Annotated in this window: 25 protein-coding genes and 1 riboswitch; of the genes, 5 read left to right on the top strand and 20 right to left on the bottom strand. The window is 42.9% G+C overall.

Features of this window, described 5'->3' with window-relative positions:
* The first annotated feature begins 52 nt into the window (after nucleotides 1–52).
* Complete coding sequence (locus tag O3621_RS10300; protein WP_314448107.1) at nucleotides 53–757, top strand: DUF4947 domain-containing protein; 705 nt, start codon at nucleotides 53–55, stop codon at nucleotides 755–757.
* A gap of 232 nt (nucleotides 758–989) precedes the next feature.
* Nucleotides 990–1,520 (top strand): TetR/AcrR family transcriptional regulator, encoded by a 531-nt coding sequence (locus O3621_RS10305; RefSeq protein ID WP_002918003.1) that lies wholly within the window; start codon nucleotides 990–992, stop codon nucleotides 1,518–1,520.
* A gap of 104 nt (nucleotides 1,521–1,624) precedes the next feature.
* Here O3621_RS10305 and O3621_RS10310 read toward each other — a convergent pair whose 3' ends face one another.
* The 15 genes from O3621_RS10310 to mnmA form a co-directional block, all read right to left on the bottom strand.
* Complete coding sequence (locus O3621_RS10310) at nucleotides 1,625–2,569, bottom strand: 3-oxoacyl-[acyl-carrier-protein] synthase III C-terminal domain-containing protein (RefSeq protein ID WP_314448112.1); 945 nt, start codon at nucleotides 2,567–2,569, stop codon at nucleotides 1,625–1,627.
* A gap of 100 nt (nucleotides 2,570–2,669) precedes the next feature.
* A complete protein-coding gene (locus O3621_RS10315; protein ID WP_314448113.1) occupies nucleotides 2,670–3,929 on the bottom strand; it encodes a F390 synthetase-related protein in 1,260 nt (419 codons plus the stop codon).
* Entirely contained in the window at nucleotides 3,898–4,725 is an 828-nt protein-coding gene (locus tag O3621_RS10320; protein WP_314448115.1) for an MBL fold metallo-hydrolase, read from the bottom strand. The genes O3621_RS10315 and O3621_RS10320 overlap by 32 nt, the downstream gene beginning before the upstream one ends.
* Complete coding sequence (locus O3621_RS10325) at nucleotides 4,700–5,731, bottom strand: NAD(P)-dependent oxidoreductase (RefSeq protein WP_314448117.1); 1,032 nt, start codon at nucleotides 5,729–5,731, stop codon at nucleotides 4,700–4,702. Before O3621_RS10325 ends, O3621_RS10320 begins: the two co-directional genes overlap by 26 nt.
* Nucleotides 5,732–5,930: 199 nt before the next feature.
* Nucleotides 5,931–6,542, bottom strand: a complete 612-nt coding sequence (gene rpsD, locus O3621_RS10330) for a 30S ribosomal protein S4 (protein WP_002899562.1) — start codon at nucleotides 6,540–6,542, stop codon at nucleotides 5,931–5,933.
* 389 nt (nucleotides 6,543–6,931) lie between these two features.
* On the bottom strand, nucleotides 6,932–7,654 hold the full coding sequence (locus O3621_RS10335) for an ABC transporter ATP-binding protein (protein ID WP_004189378.1): 723 nt from the start codon (nucleotides 7,652–7,654) through the stop codon (nucleotides 6,932–6,934).
* A complete protein-coding gene (locus O3621_RS10340; RefSeq protein ID WP_371514142.1) occupies nucleotides 7,654–8,706 on the bottom strand; it encodes an ABC transporter substrate-binding protein in 1,053 nt (350 codons plus the stop codon). Before O3621_RS10340 ends, O3621_RS10335 begins: the two co-directional genes overlap by 1 nt.
* Nucleotides 8,697–9,476 carry an ABC transporter permease gene (locus tag O3621_RS10345; RefSeq protein ID WP_002927386.1) on the bottom strand — a complete coding sequence of 260 codons (780 nt, stop codon included), beginning with the start codon at nucleotides 9,474–9,476 and terminating at the stop codon, nucleotides 8,697–8,699. The genes O3621_RS10340 and O3621_RS10345 overlap by 10 nt, the downstream gene beginning before the upstream one ends.
* A gap of 90 nt (nucleotides 9,477–9,566) precedes the next feature.
* A riboswitch (TPP riboswitch) is annotated at nucleotides 9,567–9,668 on the bottom strand.
* Nucleotides 9,669–9,752: 84 nt separating this feature from the next.
* Nucleotides 9,753–10,376, bottom strand: coding sequence for an HAD family phosphatase (locus O3621_RS10350; RefSeq protein ID WP_314448122.1), 624 nt, complete (start codon nucleotides 10,374–10,376; stop codon nucleotides 9,753–9,755).
* 96 nt (nucleotides 10,377–10,472) lie between these two features.
* On the bottom strand, nucleotides 10,473–10,748 hold the full coding sequence (locus O3621_RS10355; RefSeq protein WP_002894239.1) for a Veg family protein: 276 nt from the start codon (nucleotides 10,746–10,748) through the stop codon (nucleotides 10,473–10,475).
* A gap of 2 nt (nucleotides 10,749–10,750) precedes the next feature.
* Nucleotides 10,751–12,106 (bottom strand): replicative DNA helicase, encoded by a 1,356-nt coding sequence (dnaB, locus tag O3621_RS10360; RefSeq protein ID WP_002894241.1) that lies wholly within the window; start codon nucleotides 12,104–12,106, stop codon nucleotides 10,751–10,753.
* Nucleotides 12,107–12,132: 26 nt separating this feature from the next.
* A complete protein-coding gene (gene rplI, locus O3621_RS10365) occupies nucleotides 12,133–12,585 on the bottom strand; it encodes a 50S ribosomal protein L9 (protein WP_002894242.1) in 453 nt (150 codons plus the stop codon).
* Nucleotides 12,582–14,603: a DHH family phosphoesterase gene (locus O3621_RS10370; RefSeq protein WP_032909870.1), complete on the bottom strand. Its 2,022-nt coding sequence runs from the start codon at nucleotides 14,601–14,603 to the stop codon at nucleotides 12,582–12,584. The genes rplI and O3621_RS10370 overlap by 4 nt, the downstream gene beginning before the upstream one ends.
* 157 nt (nucleotides 14,604–14,760) lie before the next feature.
* Nucleotides 14,761–16,668: a tRNA uridine-5-carboxymethylaminomethyl(34) synthesis enzyme MnmG gene (gene mnmG / locus O3621_RS10375; protein ID WP_314448125.1), complete on the bottom strand. Its 1,908-nt coding sequence runs from the start codon at nucleotides 16,666–16,668 to the stop codon at nucleotides 14,761–14,763.
* Nucleotides 16,669–16,805: 137 nt separating this feature from the next.
* Entirely contained in the window at nucleotides 16,806–17,951 is a 1,146-nt protein-coding gene (gene mnmA, locus O3621_RS10380; protein WP_314448173.1) for a tRNA 2-thiouridine(34) synthase MnmA, read from the bottom strand.
* A 274-nt stretch (nucleotides 17,952–18,225) separates the two neighbouring features.
* Here mnmA and sdaAB point away from each other — a divergent pair, with 274 nt between their 5' ends.
* Genes sdaAB through O3621_RS10395 form a run of 3 tightly spaced genes read left to right on the top strand, consistent with a single transcriptional unit; the run spans nucleotide 18,226 to nucleotide 20,477 of the window.
* Nucleotides 18,226–18,897: an L-serine ammonia-lyase, iron-sulfur-dependent subunit beta gene (gene sdaAB / locus O3621_RS10385; RefSeq protein WP_371514143.1), complete on the top strand. Its 672-nt coding sequence runs from the start codon at nucleotides 18,226–18,228 to the stop codon at nucleotides 18,895–18,897.
* Nucleotides 18,898–18,905: 8 nt separating this feature from the next.
* Nucleotides 18,906–19,778, top strand: a complete 873-nt coding sequence (gene sdaAA / locus O3621_RS10390; protein WP_002928565.1) for an L-serine ammonia-lyase, iron-sulfur-dependent, subunit alpha — start codon at nucleotides 18,906–18,908, stop codon at nucleotides 19,776–19,778.
* 51 nt (nucleotides 19,779–19,829) lie between these two features.
* On the top strand, nucleotides 19,830–20,477 hold the full coding sequence (locus O3621_RS10395) for an HAD family hydrolase (RefSeq protein WP_314448127.1): 648 nt from the start codon (nucleotides 19,830–19,832) through the stop codon (nucleotides 20,475–20,477).
* Between the two features lie 133 nt (nucleotides 20,478–20,610).
* Here O3621_RS10395 and O3621_RS10400 read toward each other — a convergent pair whose 3' ends face one another.
* The 5 genes from O3621_RS10400 to pgsA form a co-directional block, all read right to left on the bottom strand.
* Nucleotides 20,611–21,201: a LysM peptidoglycan-binding domain-containing protein gene (locus O3621_RS10400; RefSeq protein WP_009659542.1), complete on the bottom strand. Its 591-nt coding sequence runs from the start codon at nucleotides 21,199–21,201 to the stop codon at nucleotides 20,611–20,613.
* Nucleotides 21,202–21,411: 210 nt separating this feature from the next.
* Nucleotides 21,412–22,206 (bottom strand): energy-coupling factor transporter transmembrane protein EcfT, encoded by a 795-nt coding sequence (locus tag O3621_RS10405; protein WP_002905670.1) that lies wholly within the window; start codon nucleotides 22,204–22,206, stop codon nucleotides 21,412–21,414.
* Nucleotides 22,199–23,038: an energy-coupling factor ABC transporter ATP-binding protein gene (locus O3621_RS10410; protein WP_314448133.1), complete on the bottom strand. Its 840-nt coding sequence runs from the start codon at nucleotides 23,036–23,038 to the stop codon at nucleotides 22,199–22,201. The genes O3621_RS10405 and O3621_RS10410 overlap by 8 nt, the downstream gene beginning before the upstream one ends.
* Nucleotides 23,014–23,850: an energy-coupling factor ABC transporter ATP-binding protein gene (locus O3621_RS10415; RefSeq protein ID WP_314448135.1), complete on the bottom strand. Its 837-nt coding sequence runs from the start codon at nucleotides 23,848–23,850 to the stop codon at nucleotides 23,014–23,016. The genes O3621_RS10410 and O3621_RS10415 overlap by 25 nt, the downstream gene beginning before the upstream one ends.
* A gap of 1 nt (nucleotide 23,851) precedes the next feature.
* Nucleotides 23,852–24,391, bottom strand: a complete 540-nt coding sequence (gene pgsA, locus O3621_RS10420; RefSeq protein WP_002899412.1) for a CDP-diacylglycerol--glycerol-3-phosphate 3-phosphatidyltransferase — start codon at nucleotides 24,389–24,391, stop codon at nucleotides 23,852–23,854.
* Nucleotides 24,392–24,405 lie beyond the last annotated feature (14 nt).

The following is a 24,405-nucleotide window of genomic DNA, read 5'->3' on the forward strand; positions in this document are numbered from 1 at the left end:
ATATCACAATAGCTCAAGTCAGATTGAGCATAGTAAAGAAAGGTTTAAGACAATGAAAAAAAGAACACTATTTAGCTTATTTTCTCTAGTTGCAGTACTATTTCTTCTGTCAGCCTGCCGTTTCCTTGTACCATCTAACTCAGAGTCTACCACTCACCCTTCTAATTCAGATAAATCAGGAAAAAAAGTTAGTTTAAAGGATTCCTCAAGTTCATCAAAGCAATCTTCCAAAAGCAAAAGCAGCTCCTCTAGCAGCAGTAGTTCTTCCAGAAGTTCTAGTAAAGAAAATAGTAGTTCTAGTAAGGATATAGAAAAAACCACAGATGGTCTTCCAGAAGATGCCGATCATGCTAAGAAAGACAAGATTTATGCGACTGGCAATGCCAAGGTTTATTACCAATCCTATGAATCTGGCGGTTTTGAAGCTCAAATTCCTGAATTTAAAGGATATACTCAAGAAAAAGTCAAAAGTATTCTCGGCGAGCCAGAAAAAGTAAGCACCGACCTCGCTTCTGAATACGAAGCTTTCCAAAACAAAGAATTAGAAAATCTGAAGAGGCTGGTTCAGGAGCAAAAAATCAACACCGAACAAGCGCGTGCTTTCTTAGCAGGTGTAGTTGATATTTCTCAAGCATCAAGGTTACAAAATACCTATACGATTTACTCTTATAAAAATGAACAAATTTCTATTATCTTCTCGCAAGAGGGTGAGTTGCTTTACATCACTCCCGACCCCGACTACCTCTACTTTAAATAATGCTCAAAACGAAGGCCAAGACTTTACTTTAAGTCTTGGCTTTATTATTTTACCAGTCTAAGAAACCTAATAAAATAAAATTTTGCCTATCTATGCCTATTTTCGGAATTTAACTCTTTTCCACTTGAAAAACATTTGATATAATAGTACATGGAGAAAAAGAAAAAGTAGTTTGCTATGATAGCTATTAGTTTGAAGAGCAGACTGAGGCTTAGCCTCAAAGGGAGATTTTATGTTAGAAAGCAATAAACGCCGAAAAACCAAGGCTATTATTGAGAGAGCCATGGTTTCACTACTGCATCAGCAGTCCTTCGACCATATCACTACTGTCCAGTTAGCTCAAGCTGCTGGCATCAGCCGTAGTAGTTTTTATACTCACTACAAGGATAAGTACGATATGATTGAACGTTATCAGCAAAACCTCTTTCATCAACTGGGGTATATTTTTGATAACAATCAGGAAGATATTCAAACTGCGATTACGGAGGTCTTTCAGTTCCTCCAGCTAGAACCGCTTTTAGCTGCTCTTCTGACGGAAAACGGAACGAAAGAAATTCAAAATTTCCTGCGCCATAAGCTGCAGATGATGCTAGCTGATAGCCTTCAGGATCGCTTTAGCAATCGCATTTACAATCATTTTGAAAAAGAATACAGCCGAGTCTTTCTCGCTAATGCCTTCTTCGGCGTCTGCCAGATGTGGGTTTCCAGAGGAAAAAAAGAAAGTCCTGAACAAATAGCAGAATTTCTTTTGAAAATGCTGTAAGAAGCTGCTGGACCCCGGTGGGTTCCAGCTCTTTTCATATTTTTGAAAAATTAAACAGGGTGTACGTAACCTCTTTTGGTTCTGTACACCCTATTTTTATTGTATTATAATTTCATAGCCAACATATTGACTGTCATACCAGCTGCTGTTCCCATCAGAGCGATGGTGTCTCCTTCCTTGACTAAATTGCGCTCCAGAGCATAGCAGAGAGAAAAGGGCACTGCTACTGACACCATATTACCATAGTCTTGCACAATATTAAGGTATTTATCATCAGGAATACCCAAGCTGCGCATGACCATTGGCAGAGCACGACTCGCCTGATGCGGAATGATATAATCCAAGTCAGATAGGCTGAGACCACTCTTTTCTTTAAATTCTTTAAACATTTCCGGAATTTTTCTGGCAGAGAGCAAGAGTATCTTCTTGCCATTCATGTCAAACATGTAGTGAGTCTTGGTAGCATCCGAATACTCCTTAGGCTGAAAAGATGTCAAACCACCGCGAATCTCTGTATCGTGAGCTCCCTCAGACCAGGTCCGCTGCAGGCTGGAGATAACACCTCTCTCTTCCTCTGTTGCTTCAAAAATCAAAGCAGCCGCACCATCACTGAACAACTCAAAACTTTCCTTCTGATTGGGATTAAGACCCAAACTTCCAACCTCACTAGACACGATGAGGATCCTATGATACTCACCAGCCTCCAACAAATGAGACATGAGACTCAAAGCAGAGATAAAACTGGTGCAGGTTGTATTGATATCCATGGCTGGAATGGACAGCCCCTTAGCCACCAACTCATGAATCAGGGCCGCTGTGCAGGGAATAGGCTGAACGCCCACCGCACTGGCCGACACGATACAGTCGATGTCTTTGATTGTCAAGCCCGCTTGCTCTAGGGCTTTTTCAATCGCCTTAATAGCCATAGAAAGCTGGGTTTCTTCATTTTCCACCACCCGATAACGGGTCTGATCCTTAAAAGTCACAGTATTTCTAGGTAGATGCGTACCGTAACCAACAATCTTTATATGATTCTTTACTGCTGTCATATTAAACTCCTTCTTGTCAGACTTGGGGCTTCTCGACAGCTGGGTAAACTGCCAAAGCGCTTGAGCCACCAATTCATATGTTTTCCAAATTGGGGCATTCTTAAGCCCGATAGATGCGTTTCAACTTACGGCTTCTGTCCCGCTGATAATTTTCAAAAGAAATAGCCGGCATAAGAAAGCTTTTATCAGTCGCTAAGTTTTGAAACTGCTGGACAAGCTCGTCTTCTCGCTGCTGACTACGATGTTCAATAGCAATGGTCAGCGAATAGTCATTTTTCTGAGCGACTTGATATTCTCCAATCCCATCAACTAAGAGCAGGCAGCGGCGAATAAAGTCTGGAAAGACCTCCACCGACTGACCTGCAGCATTTTCAAAAATGAAAATATCATCCGAGCGCCCCTCAATGCTGTCAATCCGTGTAAAGACCGAACCGCAGGGGCAAGGTTCAGGATTTTCCACCAAGATATCATTCAGCTCATATTGAAAAATTGGCTGAGAAGTCCGCTTGAAATCCGTAATAATTGGATAAAAGCGTCTATCATCCAAGTAGTTCTTATCTACATGGACAATGTCTTCGTTTAGATGAAGATTCCCGTAGGTACAGCTGCAGGCTAGAAAGCCCTCGGTCGCTTGGTAGACCTGATCCACTTTTTTTAGACCAAATCCTTCTTGAATCCTTTGCCGATCCGGTTCTTCCAAAATCTCTGCCACTGATACGACTTTGCTAGGGGCAATCTGCAAATTCCCTGCCTGGACTTGTTTTGCCAGCTCCAAGAGCATTGACGCTGGCGCTACCAAAATCGTTGGCTGGTAAGCATTCAAACGCTCTACATGCTCTTCGGCTCCCTGAAAGGTATCAAAATACTCCAGAGAAATCAAACCTGAATTAACAATTTGATAAAGCTGGTTGTCTGCCCGAAGAAAGAAGGCAATCTTGTGCCCAAAGAGTTTGCCTGTAGGCAGCATCTTGGCCAAGATGGCTGCCGCCCACAAACTGCGCTCCTTTTCAGTAGTGACAAACAAGCCTCGATGACCGGATGTCCCTGAAGACAAGCCAACAGCAATTTCTCCTATCATGGGACTGAAATCACGTGTCCGCTCGCTCTCCAGTGCCAAGGCTAACAACTCATCTCGATCCAGCCCCTGAGTATTGAGCTCATTGAAATGCTCCATCATAAAGGCCTTATTCATCTTAAAATCTGCTGGAATACCTGATTTGAAATAAGGTGATTCCTGCTGCAGAAATTCCCGATAGATTGCTAAAGCCTTGACTTGATAGCGTTCCAGGGCCTGTCGATCTTTAAATCGATGCCCCCAGCGCATGACGCTAAAGGTTTTTAGAAATGTTCCTAGTTTCATACAAAATCTGCTCCGCTCTCTCAGCCGGATCATGACTGACTAGCACCTGATAACCGACAGAAAGTAACTGTCGAAGCAAGGCCACACCGGCCATGTATTCTTCCTTGTTATCTTGGATTAGTGACGGCAAGAAACGCATCTGCTCCGTATGAGGCAACAGATCCACGCCCCAGCACAAATCAGCTCCGATAAACAGATGATAATCTGGCAAAAAGAGACAAGCTTGCCCAGCAGCATGGCCATCAACTGAGGCCAGATATAAACTGCCATCCCCAAACAAGTCAACTGTCTTGCGATAGAGGAATGCTGCTTGCACCTGCTGAGGTTCCACTACTTCCAACCGACTCTCAAAATCCTGCGGAAGAAATTCCTTGAAAATCAAATCCTTAAGCTTGGCATGCTGATAAGTTTTAAAAACGGTCTTGGTCAGAATGAAGCGAGCCTTGGGAAAGAAAGCGGCTCCGCCGATGTGATCTGGATGCAAGTGCGACAAGATGACATAAGAAATATCTTCTGACGCAATTCCTTTTTGCTCAAGTAGACGATCTACACGCTCCTCTTCTAGTATATCAACAGGCGTTCCCAGACCATAAAGCCAGTATTTGAAGTTAGGCTTCAGAATATCTGGAGAATAGCCAGTGTCATAGAGAATATAGCCTTTCTCACGATGCTTCAAGAGGAAAACGCCAGCTGGAAAAATTATTTTTTTCTTGGCAACTCCCTTAAAAATCTGCTGCAAGTGACTGCTGCAGCGCCCAGGCTGAAGATACTCAATTTTCTCGATAATGTTGGACATATTTTGCAATCCCTTCACTGATTGTCAACTTGGGTTGATAGCCCAAATCCCTTACTGCTGCTGATATATCCAGCGTTTGACTGTAACGCATTAAGTAATAGGTGTAAAGAGTAAGAGGTGGCTCTTTTTCAATGTTAAAAAAGCGATAAAAGCTTTCAAAGCAGTGTGCTAGAAATCCTAGAAAAGCAGCAGGCAACTTAACATAACGTTTACGAACCTGTAAACCATCTAAAGCTTCATCCAGCATATCCTTGAAACTACGGGATTCTCCGTTGGTAATATTGTAAACTTGTCCTTGCGCTTCTGGCATTTCCAAAGCCAGACGAACAGCCAAGGCCACATTTTCCACACAGGTCATGTCCATCATTTGCTGACCATTTTTGATGAGTGGAATTCCTATTTTTTGGCTTAAGCGCAAAATTCTAGGAAAGATACTGGTATCTCCGATGCCAAAAAGTCCTCTAGGGCGTAAGATAACAGACGATACTTGAGAATAACTTCGGACAATCCGCTCAGCCATGAGCTTGCTTTTGATATAAAAATTCAGCTCATTTTCCTGAGGAGCAGCCTCTTCTTTGATAGCGAGTTGGTCACGCGCAGCAGCATAAACACTTGGGGAGGAAATATAGACCAGTCTTTGTACTCCAAAATGTCGGCAGGCTTCCATAACCAACTTGGTTCCTACCACATTGGTCTGATAAAACTGCTCCCAGGGTCCCCAAATCGTTGAGAGGGCTCCAGCATGCACCACTGCATCCACTCCTTCGCAGGCTGCAAAAATTTCTTCTTCTCTGGTAAAATCTCCAGCAAAAAACTCTACTAAAGGACCTTCTAACTGCCGACCAGCCTTCAGATTACGACCAAAAGCCCGTACCTGATAGCCTTGTTCAGCCAGCTCTTCAACAACATACTTTCCTAGAAAGCCAGTCGCTCCTGTCACTAGAACCTTCATCGCTACTCCTTTCATACAATTTTCTGTTTCTGTCTTGTCCCCATTATACACCATTTCAGCAAATCTTCCGTAAAAAAGCTGGAAAAAATCTTTACAGAGTGTTTCACCTGATTGGATAGGAGTAGAAAGAAATCAGATAATTTCCCAAAACAGCTGTCTCAAGCCATTGACATTTTTTAGTAGGAATTAGCTTTATTATTTCATTGAGAGTATAAAAAAGAAGCCGGGAAACCGACTTCTGAACAAATACAAATTAAAGCATTTTGTTGTAGAATTCAACGATAAGTGCTTCGTTGATTTCTGGGTTGATTTCGTCGCGCTCTGGAAGTCGAGTCAATGAACCTTCTAATTTTTCAGCATCGAATGATACGAATGCTGGACGTCCAAGAGTTGCTTCAACAGCTTCAAGGATTGCTGGAACTTTCAATGATTTCTCGCGAACTGAGATCACTTGACCTGGAGTTACGCGGTATGATGGGATATCAACGCGTTTGCCGTCAACAAGGATGTGACCGTGGTTTACGAATTGACGAGCTTGACGACGAGTAGTCGCAAGACCAAGACGGTAAACAACGTTATCCAAGCGACGCTCCAAGAGAAGCATGAAGTTGAAACCAAGGATTCCTTCTTTGATTTTTGAAGCTTGAACAAACAAGTTACGGAATTGTTTTTCACCTACACCGTAAGTGAAGCGAAGTTTTTGCTTTTCAGCCAATTGCAAACCGTATTCTGACAATTTGCTGCGGTTGTTTGGTCCATGTTGACCAGGTACATAGTTACGGCGAGCCAATTCTTTACCTGTACCAGTAAGAGAAAGACCCAAACGACGAGCTTGTTTCCAAGATGGTCCTGTATAACGTGACATAAAAATGTCCTCCTGTAAAATATTTTTGAGGAAATAGTCACTTAGAAAGCCCTGATTCGTGCAGAACATTTTCGCCCAAACAGCTAAGGCTACTTTTATAGCTGATGTTCTGTTGACGAGCTCCATGCTTTCCTGCTGCTATTTCACACAAGGGCTATTGTACCATGAATAAAGTCAAAAGTAAAGGGCCTCATACAAAAAGTATGTGTCTGAATTTTTGAGAAGATAAAAAAATAGCAGAAATTCAAGGAAATGATTTCTCATTTCCTCATCAATTTCTTATTCAATTTTTCACTTTCTCAAAACTCTAGACACTTACATACAAAAAATCAAGCACAGAGGCTTGATTTAAGTTGTTTCTTGAAAGCAAAGGAATTCAGGCAGTTGCTTCACACTCCCAAAATCTTCAAAATCTCCTGCTTGTATCGCAGCTTCTGCAATTCCTTATCCTCGCTGTCTGACCAGGTCAGCTGGAGATCTGCAACGATTTGCCCAGGTCGATTTTTCAGAATATAGATACGGTCACTGAGAGCCAGAGCTTCCTCGATGCTATGAGTGATAAGGAGAGTCGTCAGACCCAGCCTACGGTGAATATCCAGATACCAAGTGTGCAGCTCCATCTTGGTCAGCTCATCCAAGGCACTAAAGGCCTCGTCCAGAAGAAATAGCTTGTGGCCGAACATATAGGTTCGCAGCAGAGCCACGCGCTGCCGCATCCCCCCGCTCAGCTCATGTGGATACTTATCTGCCACATCAAAGAGCCCGAACTCCTTCAAAATCTGAGTTGCCTGCTCCGTCGCTTCCTTTTTGGATACCTTTCGGATTAAGAGGGGCAAGATGACATTGCCCAACACCGTCTTGTGCTCCAGCAGCAAGTCCTTCTGCAGCATATAACTCACCCGGCCCTTGGGATTTTCCTGCCCGTCTAGGACAATCCTGCCCGACTGGACCTCCAAAATCCCCGCAATCAGATTAAAGAGGGTCGTTTTCCCGACTCCGCTAGGTCCCAAAATCGCTACGACCTGACCTGCTTCTACCTGTAGGCTGATGTCTTTCAAAATCTGCTGCTCATCATAAGCATAGCTTACATTTTCAAGTTTAATTTCTGTCATTATTTTATATAATCGTTGCTAAATCCCTTGTCACTCAAGTCATTGTCCACGATACCTTTATCCTTGGCCCATTTGTAAAAGGCATTCCAGCGGCTAGCCTCAAACTGACCCCACTTTTCTTTATCTGATGCATATTGCTCAGACAGATATTTTTGAGAAGCCAAAACAAAATCACGCTTGTTTTTCAGCTCTGGCGCATGCTTGATTAAAATATCCGCTGCTTCTTCAGGGTGCTCCATGGCATATTGATAGCCCTTCTTGATAGCCTGCAGGACCTTTTTCGCCTCGTCCGGATTCTTCTTGAGATAGTCATTATTGGCAATGATGACTGGAGAATAATAGTCGAACTCTTTAACATAGTCCTTCATATAAAAGAAATTAGTGTCCATATCTTGCGTCTGAGCCATGATGCCGTCCCAGCCATGATAAATCCAGGCCGCATCAAACAAGCCATTTTCAATCGGCGTAATAGAGTTGGAATCGTTGTTGGGAACTTTTTCCACTTCATCAAACTGGCCGCCTTGGCTTTCAACCAAAGTTTTAAGCATGCCTAGCTCCACTGGATCATTCCAGGTGCCATATTTCTTCCCAGCTAGGTCCTTAGGTCCAGTAATCCCTGCAGACTTCTTGGAAATAATGCCCGAAGTATTGTGCTCTACAATAGCGGCAACAGCTGTGATTTCCGCACCCTTATCCAATTTTTTAGCCATAGAGTCCTGGAAATAAATTCCAAAAGGAGCCTTGCCGTTGATAATCAAATCCGAACTGCTATCTTCAGGCGGCAACTTGATATCCACATCCACGCCTGCTTCCTTGAAGTAGCCTTTTTCCTGAGCCACATAAAGGCCGGTATGATTGGTGTTAGGTGACCAGTCTAGGATAAAATCAATCTTTTTATCCTTCTTAGCTGACTCCGAGTCTGACTTACTGCAAGCCGCTAGACCAAAGATAGACACAGCAGCCAAGCCTGCCAGCAACACTTTATAACTTTTTTTCATCATTATCCTCTTTTCTTTCTTTGGAAAATAGCAGAGCTGAGCTCCTATTTCCACTTAATGACATATTTTTCACTGACAGCCACCAGCTTCATCCCCAGAAGACTGATAACCGAAACCAATATGATAATAGCAAACATGGTATCGTACTGGAAAAGTTTCTTAGACTGGATCATATAGACACCCAAGCCTTCAAAACCGCCCAGCCATTCAGAAACCACGGTCGTGATAAAGGCATAGGAAACACTGACGCGCAAGCCCGCATAGAAATAGGGCAGACTAGCTGGAATCTTAAAATGCCAGAGAATCTGCCAGCGATTGGCCTGCATAAGCTCAAAGAGAGTCAGAGTATCCCGGTCACAATGCCGAAAACCGTCCAGAATACTGATGATAATCGGAAAAGTCGTCGTCAGAATAATGAGCACAATCTTGGGCAAGATCCCATAACCCAGCCAGAGAACCAGAATTGGCGCCAAAGCAATGGTAGGAATCGTCTGCACCACGACCATCATGGGGTAAATCAGATCATTGAGCCAGCTCATGCTGTCCATGAGCACAGCTAATATACAGGCTAAGATGACGCCCAAGACTAAACCCAGCAAGGCTACTTTTAAGGTCGCCCAGCTATGACTTGCTAGAAATCCAGCATCTCTGATAAAGGCCTGACCGATTTCCAGAGGTGTCGGCAGGATAAACTTGGGCAAGAGCTTGAGCCAGCCCATGACCTGCCAGATGACAAGTACACCCAGCATACCTAAGAGACCGATTTGCTGCCGCATCAGCCTTTGTAGTGCTTTCATTAGAACGATTTCCCTCCCTTCCTGCATTTTTAGCGCTGCAATTCTTCAAGATATCATCATCGATAAAGATGATAAAAGAAAAGGCCTTTTCCATATATGGAAAAGGCGCACAAATACCAATATTTTCGGTATGATTCCTACGCTGGCATTACCCAGATCAGGTGCGGTCGAAGCTTACACTTCCTCTCAGACTGTACACAGACTCCCATATATAGGACTATGATAGCGCAATCATCAGCAAATGTCAAGGTTGGAGCTTGGGATCGCTCCTTTTCAACTATAAGTAAAGCAAACTATCATCAATCAGCCAAACTTCCCTTTCGCAGCCAGCAAAGCCTCCATAGCTCTGATATTCTCAGTCTCACTTGTGGATAAAATGATTTCAAAGCCCAGTTCAGCTGCCGTATCTAAGTTAGCCTGAATATCATCAATGAAGACGGATTCTACTGGATTCAAACCATACTTTTTCAAGAGCTTTTGGTAAATCTCTGCTTCCGGCTTGACAACACCGACCTCTGAGGAAAGGATATAGCCCGACAGAAGTGGGTAAATGGGCAACAAACCAGCTTTTTCAATATGATAAAAAATCTCACAAGTGGTTGACAAGATATAGATTCGATAGCCCTGGTCAGCCCATAGCCGAATCCTTTCCTGTAAACCACTGTAAACATGCACAACCTCATACCAATGATAAAAGATATTCTTAACGGCAGAGTGATAGGAGGCGTCTAACTGAGCCAGGACTTCCTCACAAGCTTCTTTCAAATCCAGCTCTCCCTTGTCCGTCTGATGCCAGACACCCGACTCAAAAATGGCCTGTCTAAGAACCTGCCGCCGCTCTTTCTCAGGTTCAAAATATGTCAAGATTTTCTCAGAATTCCATTCAATCAGAACATTGCCCAAATCAAAAACCAAATTTTTAATCATGATGACCACCTGTTTTCTTTGCTTATCATCCTCTATATAAGTCGATTTGACTGAGGAAATGCTTCAAATATAAGTAAAAAGGCCCACCGGACCTTTCTATTCATCAAAATAACGGATGAGGTTCTTTTCTGTCAAAATGTCAGAATAAGTATAAGACTCTACATAGGTATTAGAGATTTCCCCTGGCTGACCGCCTTCATTGGAATATTCCACGATAAACAAAGACGGATAAACTTCAATCAGACGGCCTTGCTTGCTTTTTTGGCGCTTACGACCGTTTTCCAGCGTCATCTCAACGATTTGTCCTTCATGCGCCTTGATATCTTCTTTGATTTTTTTCATTTTTGCCACATCTGTAAATGCATCACTCATCTTTATTCGTCCTCTCTTTTGGAAATACTTGAGAATTTATTATACTCTTTCTGGAAAATTAACTCTACTGTACCACGCGCTCCACTCCGGTTTTTCTCGATAATGACTTCAACCTTGTTGTTGGGAATGCCTTCTTCCTCCTCACCAGCTCGATCATAATAATCATCCCGGTAAAGGAAGGCAACGATATCCGCATCCTGCTCAATGGAACCTGATTCCCGAATATCAGACAGCACTGGTCGCTTATCCTGCCGCTGCTCCACGCCACGCGAGAGCTGACTCAGCGCAATGACCGGCACCTTGAGCTCCTTCGCCAAGATTTTCAACTGCCGGGAAATTTCCGAAACTTCTTGCTGGCGATTTTCACGCCCAGTTCCCGTAATCAACTGCAAATAGTCAATCAAAACCAACCCTAGATTACCCGTTTCCTGAGCCAGTTTTCTAGCCCGCGAGCGAATCTCTGTAATCCGAATCCCTGGTGTATCATCGATATAAATACTAGCGTTGGCCAGATTAGCTGTCGCAATGGTATATTTTTGCCACTCTTCATCTGTCAGTTGCCCCGTACGAATGGAATGAGAGTTAATCACCCCTTCAGAAGCCAACATCCGGTCCACCAAGCTCTCCGCCCCCATTTCCAGAGAGAAAATGGCTACAGTCTTATCCAGCTTGGTTCCGATATTCTGAGCAATATTAAGAGCAAAGGCCGTCTTTCCGACCGCTGGCCGAGCCGCCAGAATGATTAACTCTTCCTCATGCAGACCAGTCGTCATCTTGTCCAGCTCACGGTAGCCAGTCGCAATCCCAGTGATATCTGACGTCTGCAGAGACCGAGCCTCCAGATTCCCAAAGTTAAGATTCAGCACATCACGGATATTTTTAAAGCCACTGCGATTGGCCGTCTCACTGACATCAATCAGAGCTTTTTCAGCTCCGGCGATAATTTCCTCTGACAGACGGTCACCATCGTAGGCTTGATTGATAGACTCTGTCAGACGCGAAATCAGCCGCCTTAGAATGGCCTTTTCTGCAACGATTTTAGCATAGTATTCAGCATTGGCAGAGGTCGGCACAGAATTGACCACTTCCACCAAGTAGCTGAGACCGCCAATATTCTGCAAGTCACCCTGACTGTCCAAAATATTGCGAACAGTCGTTGCATCAATGGCATCGCCGCGGTCAGCCAAGTCAATCATAGCCTTGAAAATCAAGCGATTGGCATACTTAAAGAAGTCAGCAGGCTCGATATACTCACGAACAAAGACCAGTTTGCTCTCATCAATGAAAATGGCTCCTAAGACGGACTGCTCCGCTAAAATATCCTGAGGCTGAGCTCGGAGTTCATCAATCTCTGCCATCGGTAAATCCTTCCTTCAAATCACTATTATCCTTCTTTAACCCGCAAACGAATCACCCCAGTTATATCCTGATAAATTTTCACTGGAACATCTATCAGACCAATGGAGCGAATCGGTGAGTCCACCTTAATGTGGCGCTTGTCAATTTTAATGCCAAACTGCTTCTGCAGCTCTTCTGCTATTTTCTTGCTGGTAATAGAGCCAAAGGTGCGGCCGTCTGGACCAACTTTTTCAGTAAATTCAACAAGAGTAGCTTCTTCTGCTAACTTAGCTTTAATAGCCTGAGCTTCTGCCACTAGTTCAGCGTGTGCTTTTTCTTCAGACTTTTGCTTACCGCGCAGCTCACCGATAGCCTGCGCTGTTGCTTCCTTGGCTAAATTTTTCTTAATCAGAAAATTTTGAGCATAGCCAGTCGGCATTTCCTTGATTTCGCCTTTTTTGCCCTTGCCTTTTACATCTGCTAAAAAAATTACTTTCATCCTTTTTTCTCCTCGTCTATTATTACTTCCTCTTTAATGACTTGGTCCATAATTTCTTGATTCAGCGACTGAAGGACCTCAGAAACTGTTTTACCTTCAATTTGAGCTGCCGCCAGATTGAAATGACCGCCACCGCCCAGCTTCTCCATAATTCGCTGAACGTTGATCTTGCTGCGACTGCGAGCCGAAATAGACACATAGCCTTTGGTATTCTTGCTCACGACAAAAGTAGCTTCAATTCCTGACATGGAGAGCATGGTATCAGCTGCCTTACTGATGACAACCGTATCATAAGTGTTCTCCTCTGGACCAGCTGCTACAATGACATTAGGCAAAATCTTCTTGCCGTTTAAAATCAGTTCATTAATCGCACGATATTCCTCAAAATTCGTAGCGGAAATGTCCTGAATCACAACACTGTCACTGCCCCGAGTCCGTAGATAGCTGGCCACATCAAAGGTCCGACTGGTGACTCGAGATGAAAATCCTTTGGTGTCAAGCATGATCCCCGCCATGAGAAGGCTGGCTTGCATCTTACTGAGACGGTTCTTTTTAGAATTCTGGAACTGAATCAGCTCCGTCACCAACTCACTGGCACTGCTAGCCCCACTTTCGATATAGGCAATTACAGCATTTTCCGGAAAATCTTCATCACGACGATGGTGATCAACTACGATAATCTGACTGAATTGATCAAAGAAATCCTTAGACAGCGTCAGAGAAATCTTGGAGTGATCAACCATAATCAAAAGCGAACGATTGGTCACCATATTTACTGCTTCAGAAAGTGGCACCAGATAGTCAGCCCCTTCCTGCTGGAGCTTTGTAATGGATCGTTCAATGTCAGAAGCCATCTGAGACGGATCATAGACCACATAAGCTTTCTCAATGATATTACTGGCAAAGAGCTGCATACCAAGAGAAGAGCCCAAGGCATCCATATCCAGATTTTTATGTCCGACTATAAAGACCTGATCCACACTCTTAATCTTATCAGAGATTGCAGTCATCATAGCTCGAGTTCGGGTGCGCGTGCGCTTAACAGCTGACGCCGTTCCTCCACCAAAGAAGATTGGGTTCATGTTGTCATTATTTTCTTTGACGACAGCTTGATCCCCACCGCGAACTTCAGCTAAGTTGAGGTTAAGCAGGGCTACCCGACCGATTTCATCATGATTGCCATCACCATAAGAAAAGCCCATACTGAGTGTCAGCGACAGCTCTCGATTTTTAGCTTCCGTCCGGAATTGATCAATGATAGAAAATTTATTTTCCATCAGCTGTTCCAACACCGTGTAATCCGTAAAAAGATAGAACCGATCCATGCTAACCCGACGGTAAAACATGTGAAACTGCTCAGAAAATTCTGCTACAAAGTTGGCCACAAAGCTATTGATATGGCTGATATCTGTGTCAGAAACGACATCCTCCAAATCATCATAATTATCCACCGAGATAATTCCGATCACCGGGCGCGTTGTTACCAGACCAACAGTGGCTTCGTATTCATTGGATGCATCAAAAAAATAAAACACACTGGATGCACGGTCCAAGTAAACCGAATATTTCTTGTCTCCAACCGTAGCATAATGACCAGAGTCTGAATAAGCAGCCTTCATGATATTCTTGAGCATATCAGCATCAAAATCACCATCTTCAGTTGTAAAAATCAGTTCTGCATAGGGATTAAACCACTCTACATCACCATTATCTTCACTAATTTTAATGACACCAACTGGCATCTTATCCAGCAAGGAAGCGAGGCTTCCTTCTGCTTGATGATTGACATAATGAATCTGCTCAATCTCATCTAGCTCGGATACTCTCTGTTGCTGGATAAAAAGCACAATCAAAAGAGCCAGCACAAGCATGAGAGCAGCTAGCATGGCTAAACTATCACCAAAAAGCCTCAGACAGATGGCTAAGATTATAAAGGAAATTAGACCCGCCATCGCCAAGTGAATTGGGGCAAAACGAAATTTTTTCATCATAGACCTCTTATTCCGCCATTTTACCATAAATCCAAGAAAAAAGCGAATTTCTCCCAATAAGTAAAGCATTTAAGAAGGGTAAAGGAAGCGAAAAATAGTCTTTCAAAGTTTACAATCTTGTAAACCTCTTGTAAATTTACACAAAAAGGCTGCTTCCCAAAGGAAACTAAGCCTTTTAAAAGAGTTACTTCGCTTGATTTTTAGAAATGCTTCTAGACTTGCCTTCTAAGTAAACCATCAAAATAGAAATATCTGCTGGATTGACACCAGAAATACGACTAGCCTGACCAATTGTTTCTGGATTGATTTTCTTAAACTTCTGTCGTGCTTCTGTCGCAATCGAATCAATATCATCCCAGTCAATATTAGCCGGAATGCGCTTCTCTTCCATGCGCTTCATCTTTTCAACCTGATCAAGGGCTTTGGAAATATAGCCTTCGTACTTAATCTCTGTCTCAATTAGCTCGATAATCTTTTCATCAAGCTCCTCTGCCGCCGGACCAATGAACTGAACCACATCCTGGTAAGATACTTCTGGCCGTCGCATAAATTCTTTGGCAGTTACTGCATCCGTCAGAGGCTTAAAGCCAAGCTCTTCTACTTTAGCGTTTGTTTCCTTGACAGGTTTTAGTTTGATAGATTCCAAACGCTTCATTTCATTGTCAAACTGATTCTTTTTAATCTCAAAACGAGCCCAGCGCTCATCATCAACCAGACCAATTTCTCGTCCCATCTCTGTCAAACGCATATCTGCATTGTCATGGCGGAGAATCAAACGGTACTCAGCTCGGCTAGTCAAGAGGCGATAAGGTTCTACGGTTCCCTTGGTCACTAAATCATCAATCATGACTCCAATGTAACCATCACTGCGCTTCAAGATTAACTCCGGCTTCCCTTGGATCTTCAAAGCTGCATTAATCCCAGCAATAATCCCTTGACCAGCGGCTTCTTCATAACCAGAAGTCCCATTGGTCTGACCTGCTGTAAAGAGCCCAGAAACTTTCTTGGTTTCCAAGGTTGCCCGTAACTGGTGAGGCATAATCATATCGTACTCAATGGCATAGCCTGTCCGCATCATTTCGGCATTTTCTAGACCCTTGATAGAGTGAACCAAGTCCTTCTGTACATCTTCTGGCAAACTGGTTGACAGCCCCTGCACATAAACTTCTTCTGTATCACGACCCTCAGGTTCTAAGAAAAGCTGGTGGCGTTCCTTATCCGCAAAACGGACAATCTTATCCTCGATTGACGGGCAATAACGAGGACCCACACCCTTAACGATACCTGAAAACATGGGAGCTCGGTGCAGATTATTTTGGATAATTTCATGACTTTCCGCATTGGTATAAGTCAACCAGCAAGGCACTTGATCTTTCACATAGTCCTCATCACGAGATATGTATGAAAAATGATTGGCCTTTTGATCACCTGGCTGAATCTCGGTCACATCATAATTGATAGATGACGCCTTGACACGCGGAGGCGTTCCGGTTTTAAAACGACCAATTTCAAAACCTAGATCCCGCAGGTTATCTGCTAAAGGAATGGCTGCCAGACTATGGTTAGGACCAGATGAATACTTGAGATCACCAATGATAATTTCTCCCCGCAAGGCTGTTCCGGTCGTAACAATGACGGCTTTAGCCGCATACTCCTGATGGGTCGCTGTTTTAACCCCAATGACCTTACCATCTTCTACCAAGATTTCATTAATCATGGTTTGCCGCAGAGTCAGATTTTCTTGATTTTCGACAGTCTTCCGCATTTCTTTGGAGTAGACTTCCTTATCCGCCTGCGCCCGAAGAGCCCGAACAGCGGGCCCTTTACCAGTATTGAGCATTTTCATCTGGATATAGCTCTTGTCAATATTCTTGGCCATCTCTCCGCCCAAAGCATCTACTTCACGAACGACAATGCCTTTTGCAGACCCTCCGATAGATGGATTGCAGGGCATAAAAGCCAGCATCTCAATATTGATGGTTGCCAAAAGAACCTTACAACCCATTCGACTGGCTGCCAGAGATGCCTCAACTCCAGCGTGGCCTGCCCCAATCACGATAATATCATAACTTTCAGTAAAATTGTGTGACATTTCTTTTTCCTTCATTTTTTCACCAAAAAAGGCCAAATCTCTAGAAGTGCAGGACAAAAAAGCCTGCAACATCCATGAGCTTTGACCATCATAGGTATTGCTTATCTTATTTTAGCAAATTATGTTGAATTGTCAATCTAAATGTACTGCAAGACTTGACCATTCTTATAAGCTCTGTCAATCAAGCCTCCACCTAGGCACTCACCTCCATCATAGAAGACGACTGCTTGACCTGGAGTAACAGCTCTTTGCGGTTGATCAAAGTTGACAACAGCCTTGTCACCCTTTACAGTAACTGTCACCTTAGAATCTGGCTGACGATAACGGAACTTAGCAGTACATTCCAGCGTAAATTCTTCAGGCATTTCTTTTGTAAAATGAACCTGACTAGCGTCAAGGCTGGTTGACATTAAGTTGTCATGGTAAAAGCCTTGACCCACATAAAGAATATTTTGGCTGAGGTCTTTTCCAACCACAAACCAAGGCTCATTATCACCACCATGCTGACCACCAATTCCAAGACCACCCCGCTGGCCAATAGTATAATACATCAACCCAGCATGCTGGCCCATATCTCGGCCTTCCAAGGTCATCATTCGACCAGGCTGGGCTGGTAAATATTGACTCAGAAATTCTTTAAAATTCTTCTCACCAATGAAGCAAATACCTGTCGAGTCTTTTTTCTTAGCTGTAGCTAAACCAGCTCTTTCAGCAATCGCTCGAACTTCTGGCTTTTCTAAATGACCCAGAGGAAACATGGTCTTTTGGAGTTGTTCCTGTGACAGTTGGCTTAGGAAGTAAGTCTGATCCTTATTATTGTCCTTGCCACGCAGCATATGTACTAGGCCATCTTGGTCTCTCTTCACCTGAGCATAGTGACCCGTTGCAACATAATCTGCACCCAGTGTCAAGGCATAGTCAAGGAAGGCTTTAAACTTGATTTCCTTGTTACACATGACATCTGGATTTGGAGTCCTACCAGCTCGGTATTCTGCCAAGAAGTATTCAAAAACGCGATCCCAGTACTCTTTCTCAAAGTTGACAGAGTAGTAAGGAATGCCAATCTGGTCTGCAACAGCTGCTACATCCTTGTAGTCTTCTGTGGCTGTGCAGACACCAAATTCATCTGTGTCGTCCCAGTTTTTCATGAAGATGCCAATTACATCGTAACCTTGCTCTTTTAAGAGCAAAGCAGTTACTGATGAATCGACGCCTCCGCTCATACCAACAACGACACGGATCTTAGAGTTATCATTCATTGTGTTCTCCCATCTTTTCGTTATTTCACGATTGAAGGTCGTGCTGTGCTTTCAACGATTGAAGGTCGCTTGAGCAAGCCCTATTATAGCACGAAAGGATTAGGAAAACAAATCAGAAATTTAACTAGAATTATCAACTGTAAAGAATGTTTACAACTCTGTAAAGTTATTGATTTTCTCGTTTACTTTCTCCTCTAACAAAATTTTATAATATTCACTTTTAATTCATTTAAAAAATCAGCAGAAAGCCCTTAACTTTGTTATAATGAAAATAATAAATAAGCTGCAAGGAGAAATTATGACTTTACTGAGATTTCAATCTGTTTTTGATATTATCGGACCTGTGATGATAGGCCCATCAAGCAGCCATACAGCAGGCGCCGTACGTATTGGAAAAATTGTCTCCTCTATTTTTAATGATGAGCCAACAGAAGTAGAATTCCAGCTCTTTAACTCTTTTGCCAAAACTTACCGAGGTCACGGAACTGACTTAGCTCTTGTAGCAGGGATTTTAGGTATGGATACAGATGATCCAGAGATTCCTAACAGCCTTGAAATCGCCCATAAACGCGGTATCAAGATTGTCTGGACGATTCAAAAGGATAGCAATGCACCCCACCCTAATACGACCAAGATTACAATCAAAAATGACCATAAAACAATCAGTGTGACTGGAGTCTCTATCGGTGGCGGCAACATTCAAGTAACAGAGTTGAATGGCTTCTCAGTATCTCTGAGCATGAATACTCCGACCATCATTATTGTCCACCAAGATGTCCCAGGTATGATTGCCCATGTCACCGAAGCTCTGTCACGCTACAATATCAATATAGCTCAGATGAATGTTACCCGTGAGAAGGCTGGAGAAAAAGCAATTATGATTATTGAAGTTGACAGCCGCAGCTGTGAAGAAGCCATCAATGAAATCCGTAATATTCCTCATCTGCACAATGTGAATTTCTTTAAATAGGAGAAAATATGTTTTATTCCATCAAAGAATTGGTAGAGCAAGCTGACTTGGATTACCAAGGAAATGTTGCTGAATTGATGATTGCTACCGAGTATGAATTAACTGGTCGTGAAAGAGATGAAGTCCTGCGACTGATGGGTCGCAATCTGGAAGTCATGAAAGCCTCTGTCCTTCTTGGACTGGATGAGAGCAAGTCTCGCAGCGGCTTGACTGGCGGAGACGCAGCAAAACTTGACCACTATATCCAGTCAGGAAAGACTTTATCAGATTACACTGTGCTGACTGCTGCAAAAAATGCTATTGCTGTCAATGAACATAATGCTAAAATGGGTTTAGTTTGTGCAACACCTACTGCCGGCAGCGCTGGCTGTTTGCCAGCTGTTCTTACATCTGCCATTGAAAAATTAGGACTCTCAGAAGAAGAACAGCTAAACTTTCTATTAGCTGCAGGCGCTTTTGGCCTAGTTATTGCCAATAACGCCTCAATTTCGGGTGCTGAAGGTGGCTGTCAAGCTGAGGTTGGCTCCGCTTCTGCTATGAGTGCAGCTGCTTTAGTTCTCGCTGCTGGAGGTTCACCTTTTCAAGCCAGTCAAGCTATTTGTTTTGTCATTAAAAACATGCTGGGCTTGATTTGTGATCCAGTAGCTGGTCTGGTCGAAGTGCCTTGTGTCAAGCGAAATGCTATGGGAGCCAGTTACGCCTTTATTGCAGCTGATATGGCTCTTGCAGGAATCGAATCTAAAATTCCTGTTGACGAAGTCATTGACGCCATGTATCAAGTCGGATCAAGTCTGCCTACTGCTTTCAGAGAAACAGCTGAAGGTGGCCTAGCTACAACACCGACAGGTCGCAGACTTTCAAAAGAAATCTTCGGAGAATAACCTTGACAAATTTGTCAAGTAGATTTACTAGATAGTAAATAAGGAGGCAAGATGAGTCATTTGAAACATATCTTCTTTGATTTGGATGGAACTTTAGTTGACAGTTCAAAGGGCATCCAAGAATCCTTTGAATACAGCTTCAAACAACTTGGAAAAGAGTGCCCTGAAGAAAGTATTATCAAAAGTTTTATGGGGCCGCCTCTGGAAGTAAGCTTCGCTTCTGTTCTTGAAGAAAGCCAAGTCCCAGAAGCGATTAACTATTATCGCAGATTTTATAAGGAAAAAGGCATCTGGGGCGTCCGCCTCTATGAGGGGATACCAGAATTGCTAACACAGTTAAAAGAAGCCGGCTATCAGATTTATGTAACAACAAGTAAAAATCAACCCACAGCACAAGATTTATTAGCAAATCTAGCCATCTCTGAGCAATTCGATGATATTTTTGGCTCACTGCCAGATTCATTTCACAAAGCAGATGTACTGCGCCGAGCTCTGCGAACACTAGATGCAAATCCAGAAGAAACCATAATTATAGGCGATACAAAGTTTGATATAATTGGCGGTAAAGAAGTAGGAATCTCAACTCTGGGAGTCCTTTGGGGCTTTGGCAACCAAAAAGAGTTACTAGAAAACGGAGCAGATTTGCTGGCTAATTCTCCCAAGCACATTTTAAAAATATTGAACGAACACTTTTCATAACTTTACACATTTGTCGATCTAGATAAGATTGTTCCCTTTAAATCTTTATCTACACTATCATTTTCTGCTTATAAATTGTCAACTTTATGTAAACCAAAAAACCACAGATTTCTGTGGTTTTTTTATTTCTATCTTAGTAGCCCCAAGCTGAAAGTCCTTGAGCACTGTAGGCACTATATGCTGATTGGATTTGATCATCAACAGTAGCCGTTGATCCCCAACCTGGCATCGTTTGGAAAAGACCACTAGCACCAGATGCGTTGTAAGCATCTACTTGACCATTTGATTCACGGGCAATGATAGCTTCCCAAGTTGATGCAGGAACACCTGTCATCTCTGCCATACGTGATGCTGCATAAGAACCAGTTGCACCAGCGGTATTACCATTGCTAAGTACAAGGCCTCCTGAAGTTGCTGCTGAATTAGCTGTTGCTGCAGGTGCTGCATAATTATTTACGGGAGTTGCAGTTGCTGCTACGCTTGTTTCAGACGTTTTGGCACTATTTCCAAGTTCCAAGATTTGACCAACACGGATGTGATTTGGATCTGCAATCTTGTTTAACTCTACTAATTTCTCAAGAGTTGTATTTTTTTCGTTAGCAATAGCTGATAAAGTATCACCGGCTTCAACTGTATAGGTCTCGGCATTTGCAATACCTGAAACCAAGAAAGCCGCTGCAGCGACTGCACCTGTTAAAGTCCATTTTGCTGTTTTTTTGTTCATTAAAAAGTAATTCTCCTTTCGGTGATAATACTATCTTACACATAAAATATTACCAAAAAGTTACATTACCAAGTCAAACGTTACAAGAACATTTAGTTTAGACGTTAAAAACAGACTTTTAGAGCTTTTCCCCCAAATATTTTCTTTGACCAAGCAAAAAATAGACAAGTTCAACTTATACTATTCTCTAAAAACACTTTAAACAGTAGATCAGTTTTTCAATATGTAAAGTAGAATACCTAATATAAGTAAGCTAATAATAGCCAAGCTGTCATTTCTTTTCCATGCCAAGCGGCGAAAACGTGTCCGCCCTTCACCTCCATTATAGCCACGCGCTTCCATGGCAATTGCTAGAGCATCCGCCCTTTTAAAACTGGAAGCAAATAAAGGGATTAGAATGGGAATAATAGATTTAACCTTTTGAACAAGCTTTCCCTCGCCAAAGTCAACACCACGCGCCCTCTGGGCGTTCATAATCCGAGTAGTATCATCCATCAACGTTGGAACGAAGCGCAGGCTCATAGAGAGCATCAGTCCAATCTCATGTGCTGGCACCTTGAAAACCTTCAGAGGTTTCAGTAAAGACTCAACCGCATCGGACAAGCTTAAGGGCGTCGTTGTCAGAGTCAGAAGAGTAGAAAAGAAAATAATCAGAATAAAGCGGCTAAAAATAATGCCAGCCTGTGACAGTCCTAGTTCTGTAATTCTGACAAAAGCGAATCGAAAGATTGTGGCCCCTCCCGAGGTCAAAAACAGCTGGAACAAGGTGGTAAAAGCTATGATAAACACCATAGACTGGATACCCTTTAAAAAGAACTTCAAAGGAACCTTGGACAGCAAGACCAAACTAAAAACGAAAACAAACAGCAGCAGATTGGTCACAAGATTATTGGCCCAGAAAATTAATAGAATAAAAAGAAACATCGCTAGCAACTTGCTCCGCGGATCCAAACGATGAATAATTGAATTTCCGGGAATATAGCGGCCTAAAATCAACTTATCCATGCAAGATCTCCTTGAATTCTTCAATTGTAATAGGATAGTGCGAGAATGTCATCCCTTTCTCCGCCAATTCGTGAGCAAATTTTGTAATCTTAGGAACACCCAATTGAATACTCTCCATAAAATCAAGCTCCTGAAAGACCTGAGCAGGCTGACCGCTCTTGACGACTCTGCCCTTATCTAAAACATAGACTGTATCAGCAAAGTTGGCTACATCATCCATTAGGTGAGTTACCAAAACAATGGTCATACCGGCTTGATGCAGCTCTTCAAAGAGCCTCATCAGTTCTTTTCGACCGGATGGATCAAGTCCTGCTGTCGGCTCATCCAAAACCAAGATATCAGGCTCCATGGCCAGTATACCTGCTATGGCCACCCTGCGCATCTGGCCACCAGAAAGTTCGAAAGGACTGCGATTGAACAAATCCTCAGAAATTCCGACTAAGTGCAGCTTTTCACGCGCCAACGCTTCCGCTTCTTCCTTAGAAACACCAAAATTCTGAGGGCCAAAAGCCACATCTTTCAAAACTGTTTCATCAAAAACTTGACTTTCCGGAAATTGAAAGACCAGACCGACCTTCTTGCGCACCTGTTTAATGTCTTTATTGACGGAATCAGCCGTGATGACTGTACTGCCTACTTTAACACTGCCCTGATTGGGAACCAGTAAGCCATTTAAAAGCTGGAGAATGGTTGACTTACCGCTGCCAGTATGACCGATAAGAGCGGTGTAGCTGCCGGATTTTATCTCCAAATCCACTCCAAAAAGCGCTGGTCCCTCAAAAGGGGTGCCAGCTTGATAAGTATAACTTACATTTTTGAGAGTAATACCCATAGTTGATCCTGCAATTCTTTTTCTGTTAAGTAAGAGTCTGGCAGAGGAAGCCCAGACTGACACAAAGCCGCCTTTACCTGATTAACAAATGGCTGATCCAATCCTAGCTCTTCCAAATCTTCTCGAGAAAAAAGTTCTCTCGGGGTAGCGGTAGATTCAACCTGACCCTCTTTCATGACCAAAACACGGTCGCTTAAGGCTATTTCATCCAGGTCGTGAGTGATAGAAATGACGGTCAGCTGATTACTATCTTTAATTTTTTTCACGGTCTGGATAAGATCCAAACGTCCCTCTGGATCCAGCATGCTAGTTGCTTCATCCAAAATAATAATATCCGGTCTCAGAGCTACCACACCTGCAACAGCTACCCGCTGTTTCTGGCCTCCAGAAAGACGAGCTGGTTCACGCTCCTTAAAATCCTGCATGCCGACAAGCTCTAATGCCTGCTGGACTCGCTCTACCATCAGATTATAGTCCAGCCCTTGATTTTCCAAACCAAAGGCTACATCGTCTTCTACAGTTGCTCCGACAAACTGATTATCTGGATTTTGGAATACCATACCAATCTGTCTGCGTTTTTCCCAGACGTTTTCAGCTGTTAGCTTATCGCCTGAGATAATAATATCTCCGCTTTCCGCTTCTAAAAGACCGTCAATCAAACGAACTGTGGTTGATTTTCCACTCCCATTATGACCAACAATAGACAGCCATTCCCCTTTTTTTACTTGAAAGGAGACATCATTTAAAGTGTAATTCTCAGACTCACTATCGTATTTGTACTTAAGATTTCTTACTTCGATGATATTTTTCATATTATTTAAAGGTATCTTTAAAGAGATAGGCACTTCCCTTGAAGTAGTCATATCCAGAATAAATCGTAAAGATTAAAGCGATATACAGAAGGATTTGCCCTAAGAGAGTCCAATGAATCAGTAGAAAAATAATAGCAAACATCTGCGTGAAGGTCTTGATTTTACCAGGCATAGCAGCCGCCAAGACTGTACCGCCTGTTTCCACTAGAAGCAAGCGCAGACCTGTTACTGCCAATTCCCGGCAAATAATAATAGCTACAACCCAGGCAGGAGCCATTTTCATCTCAATCAACATGATAAAAGCAGACATCACTAAAAGCTTATCAGCCATGGGATCAGCAAATTTACCAAAGTTTGTTACCACTTCCCACTTTCGAGCCAAATAACCATCTAGATAATCAGTTATACTGGCAAAAGCAAATATAAAAGCTGCCAAGATATGCATGGTGTAAGAATGACCGAATGTTAAAATCACAACAAATACAGGGATTAAAGCAATTCTAACAAGAGTTAAGGCATTTGGAATATTTTCTTTTTTCATGGGATTCCCTTCGT

Origin of the sequence: Streptococcus sp. 20925_1_22 (genome assembly GCF_041431685.1) — a bacterium.
Taxonomy (GTDB): domain Bacteria; phylum Bacillota; class Bacilli; order Lactobacillales; family Streptococcaceae; genus Streptococcus.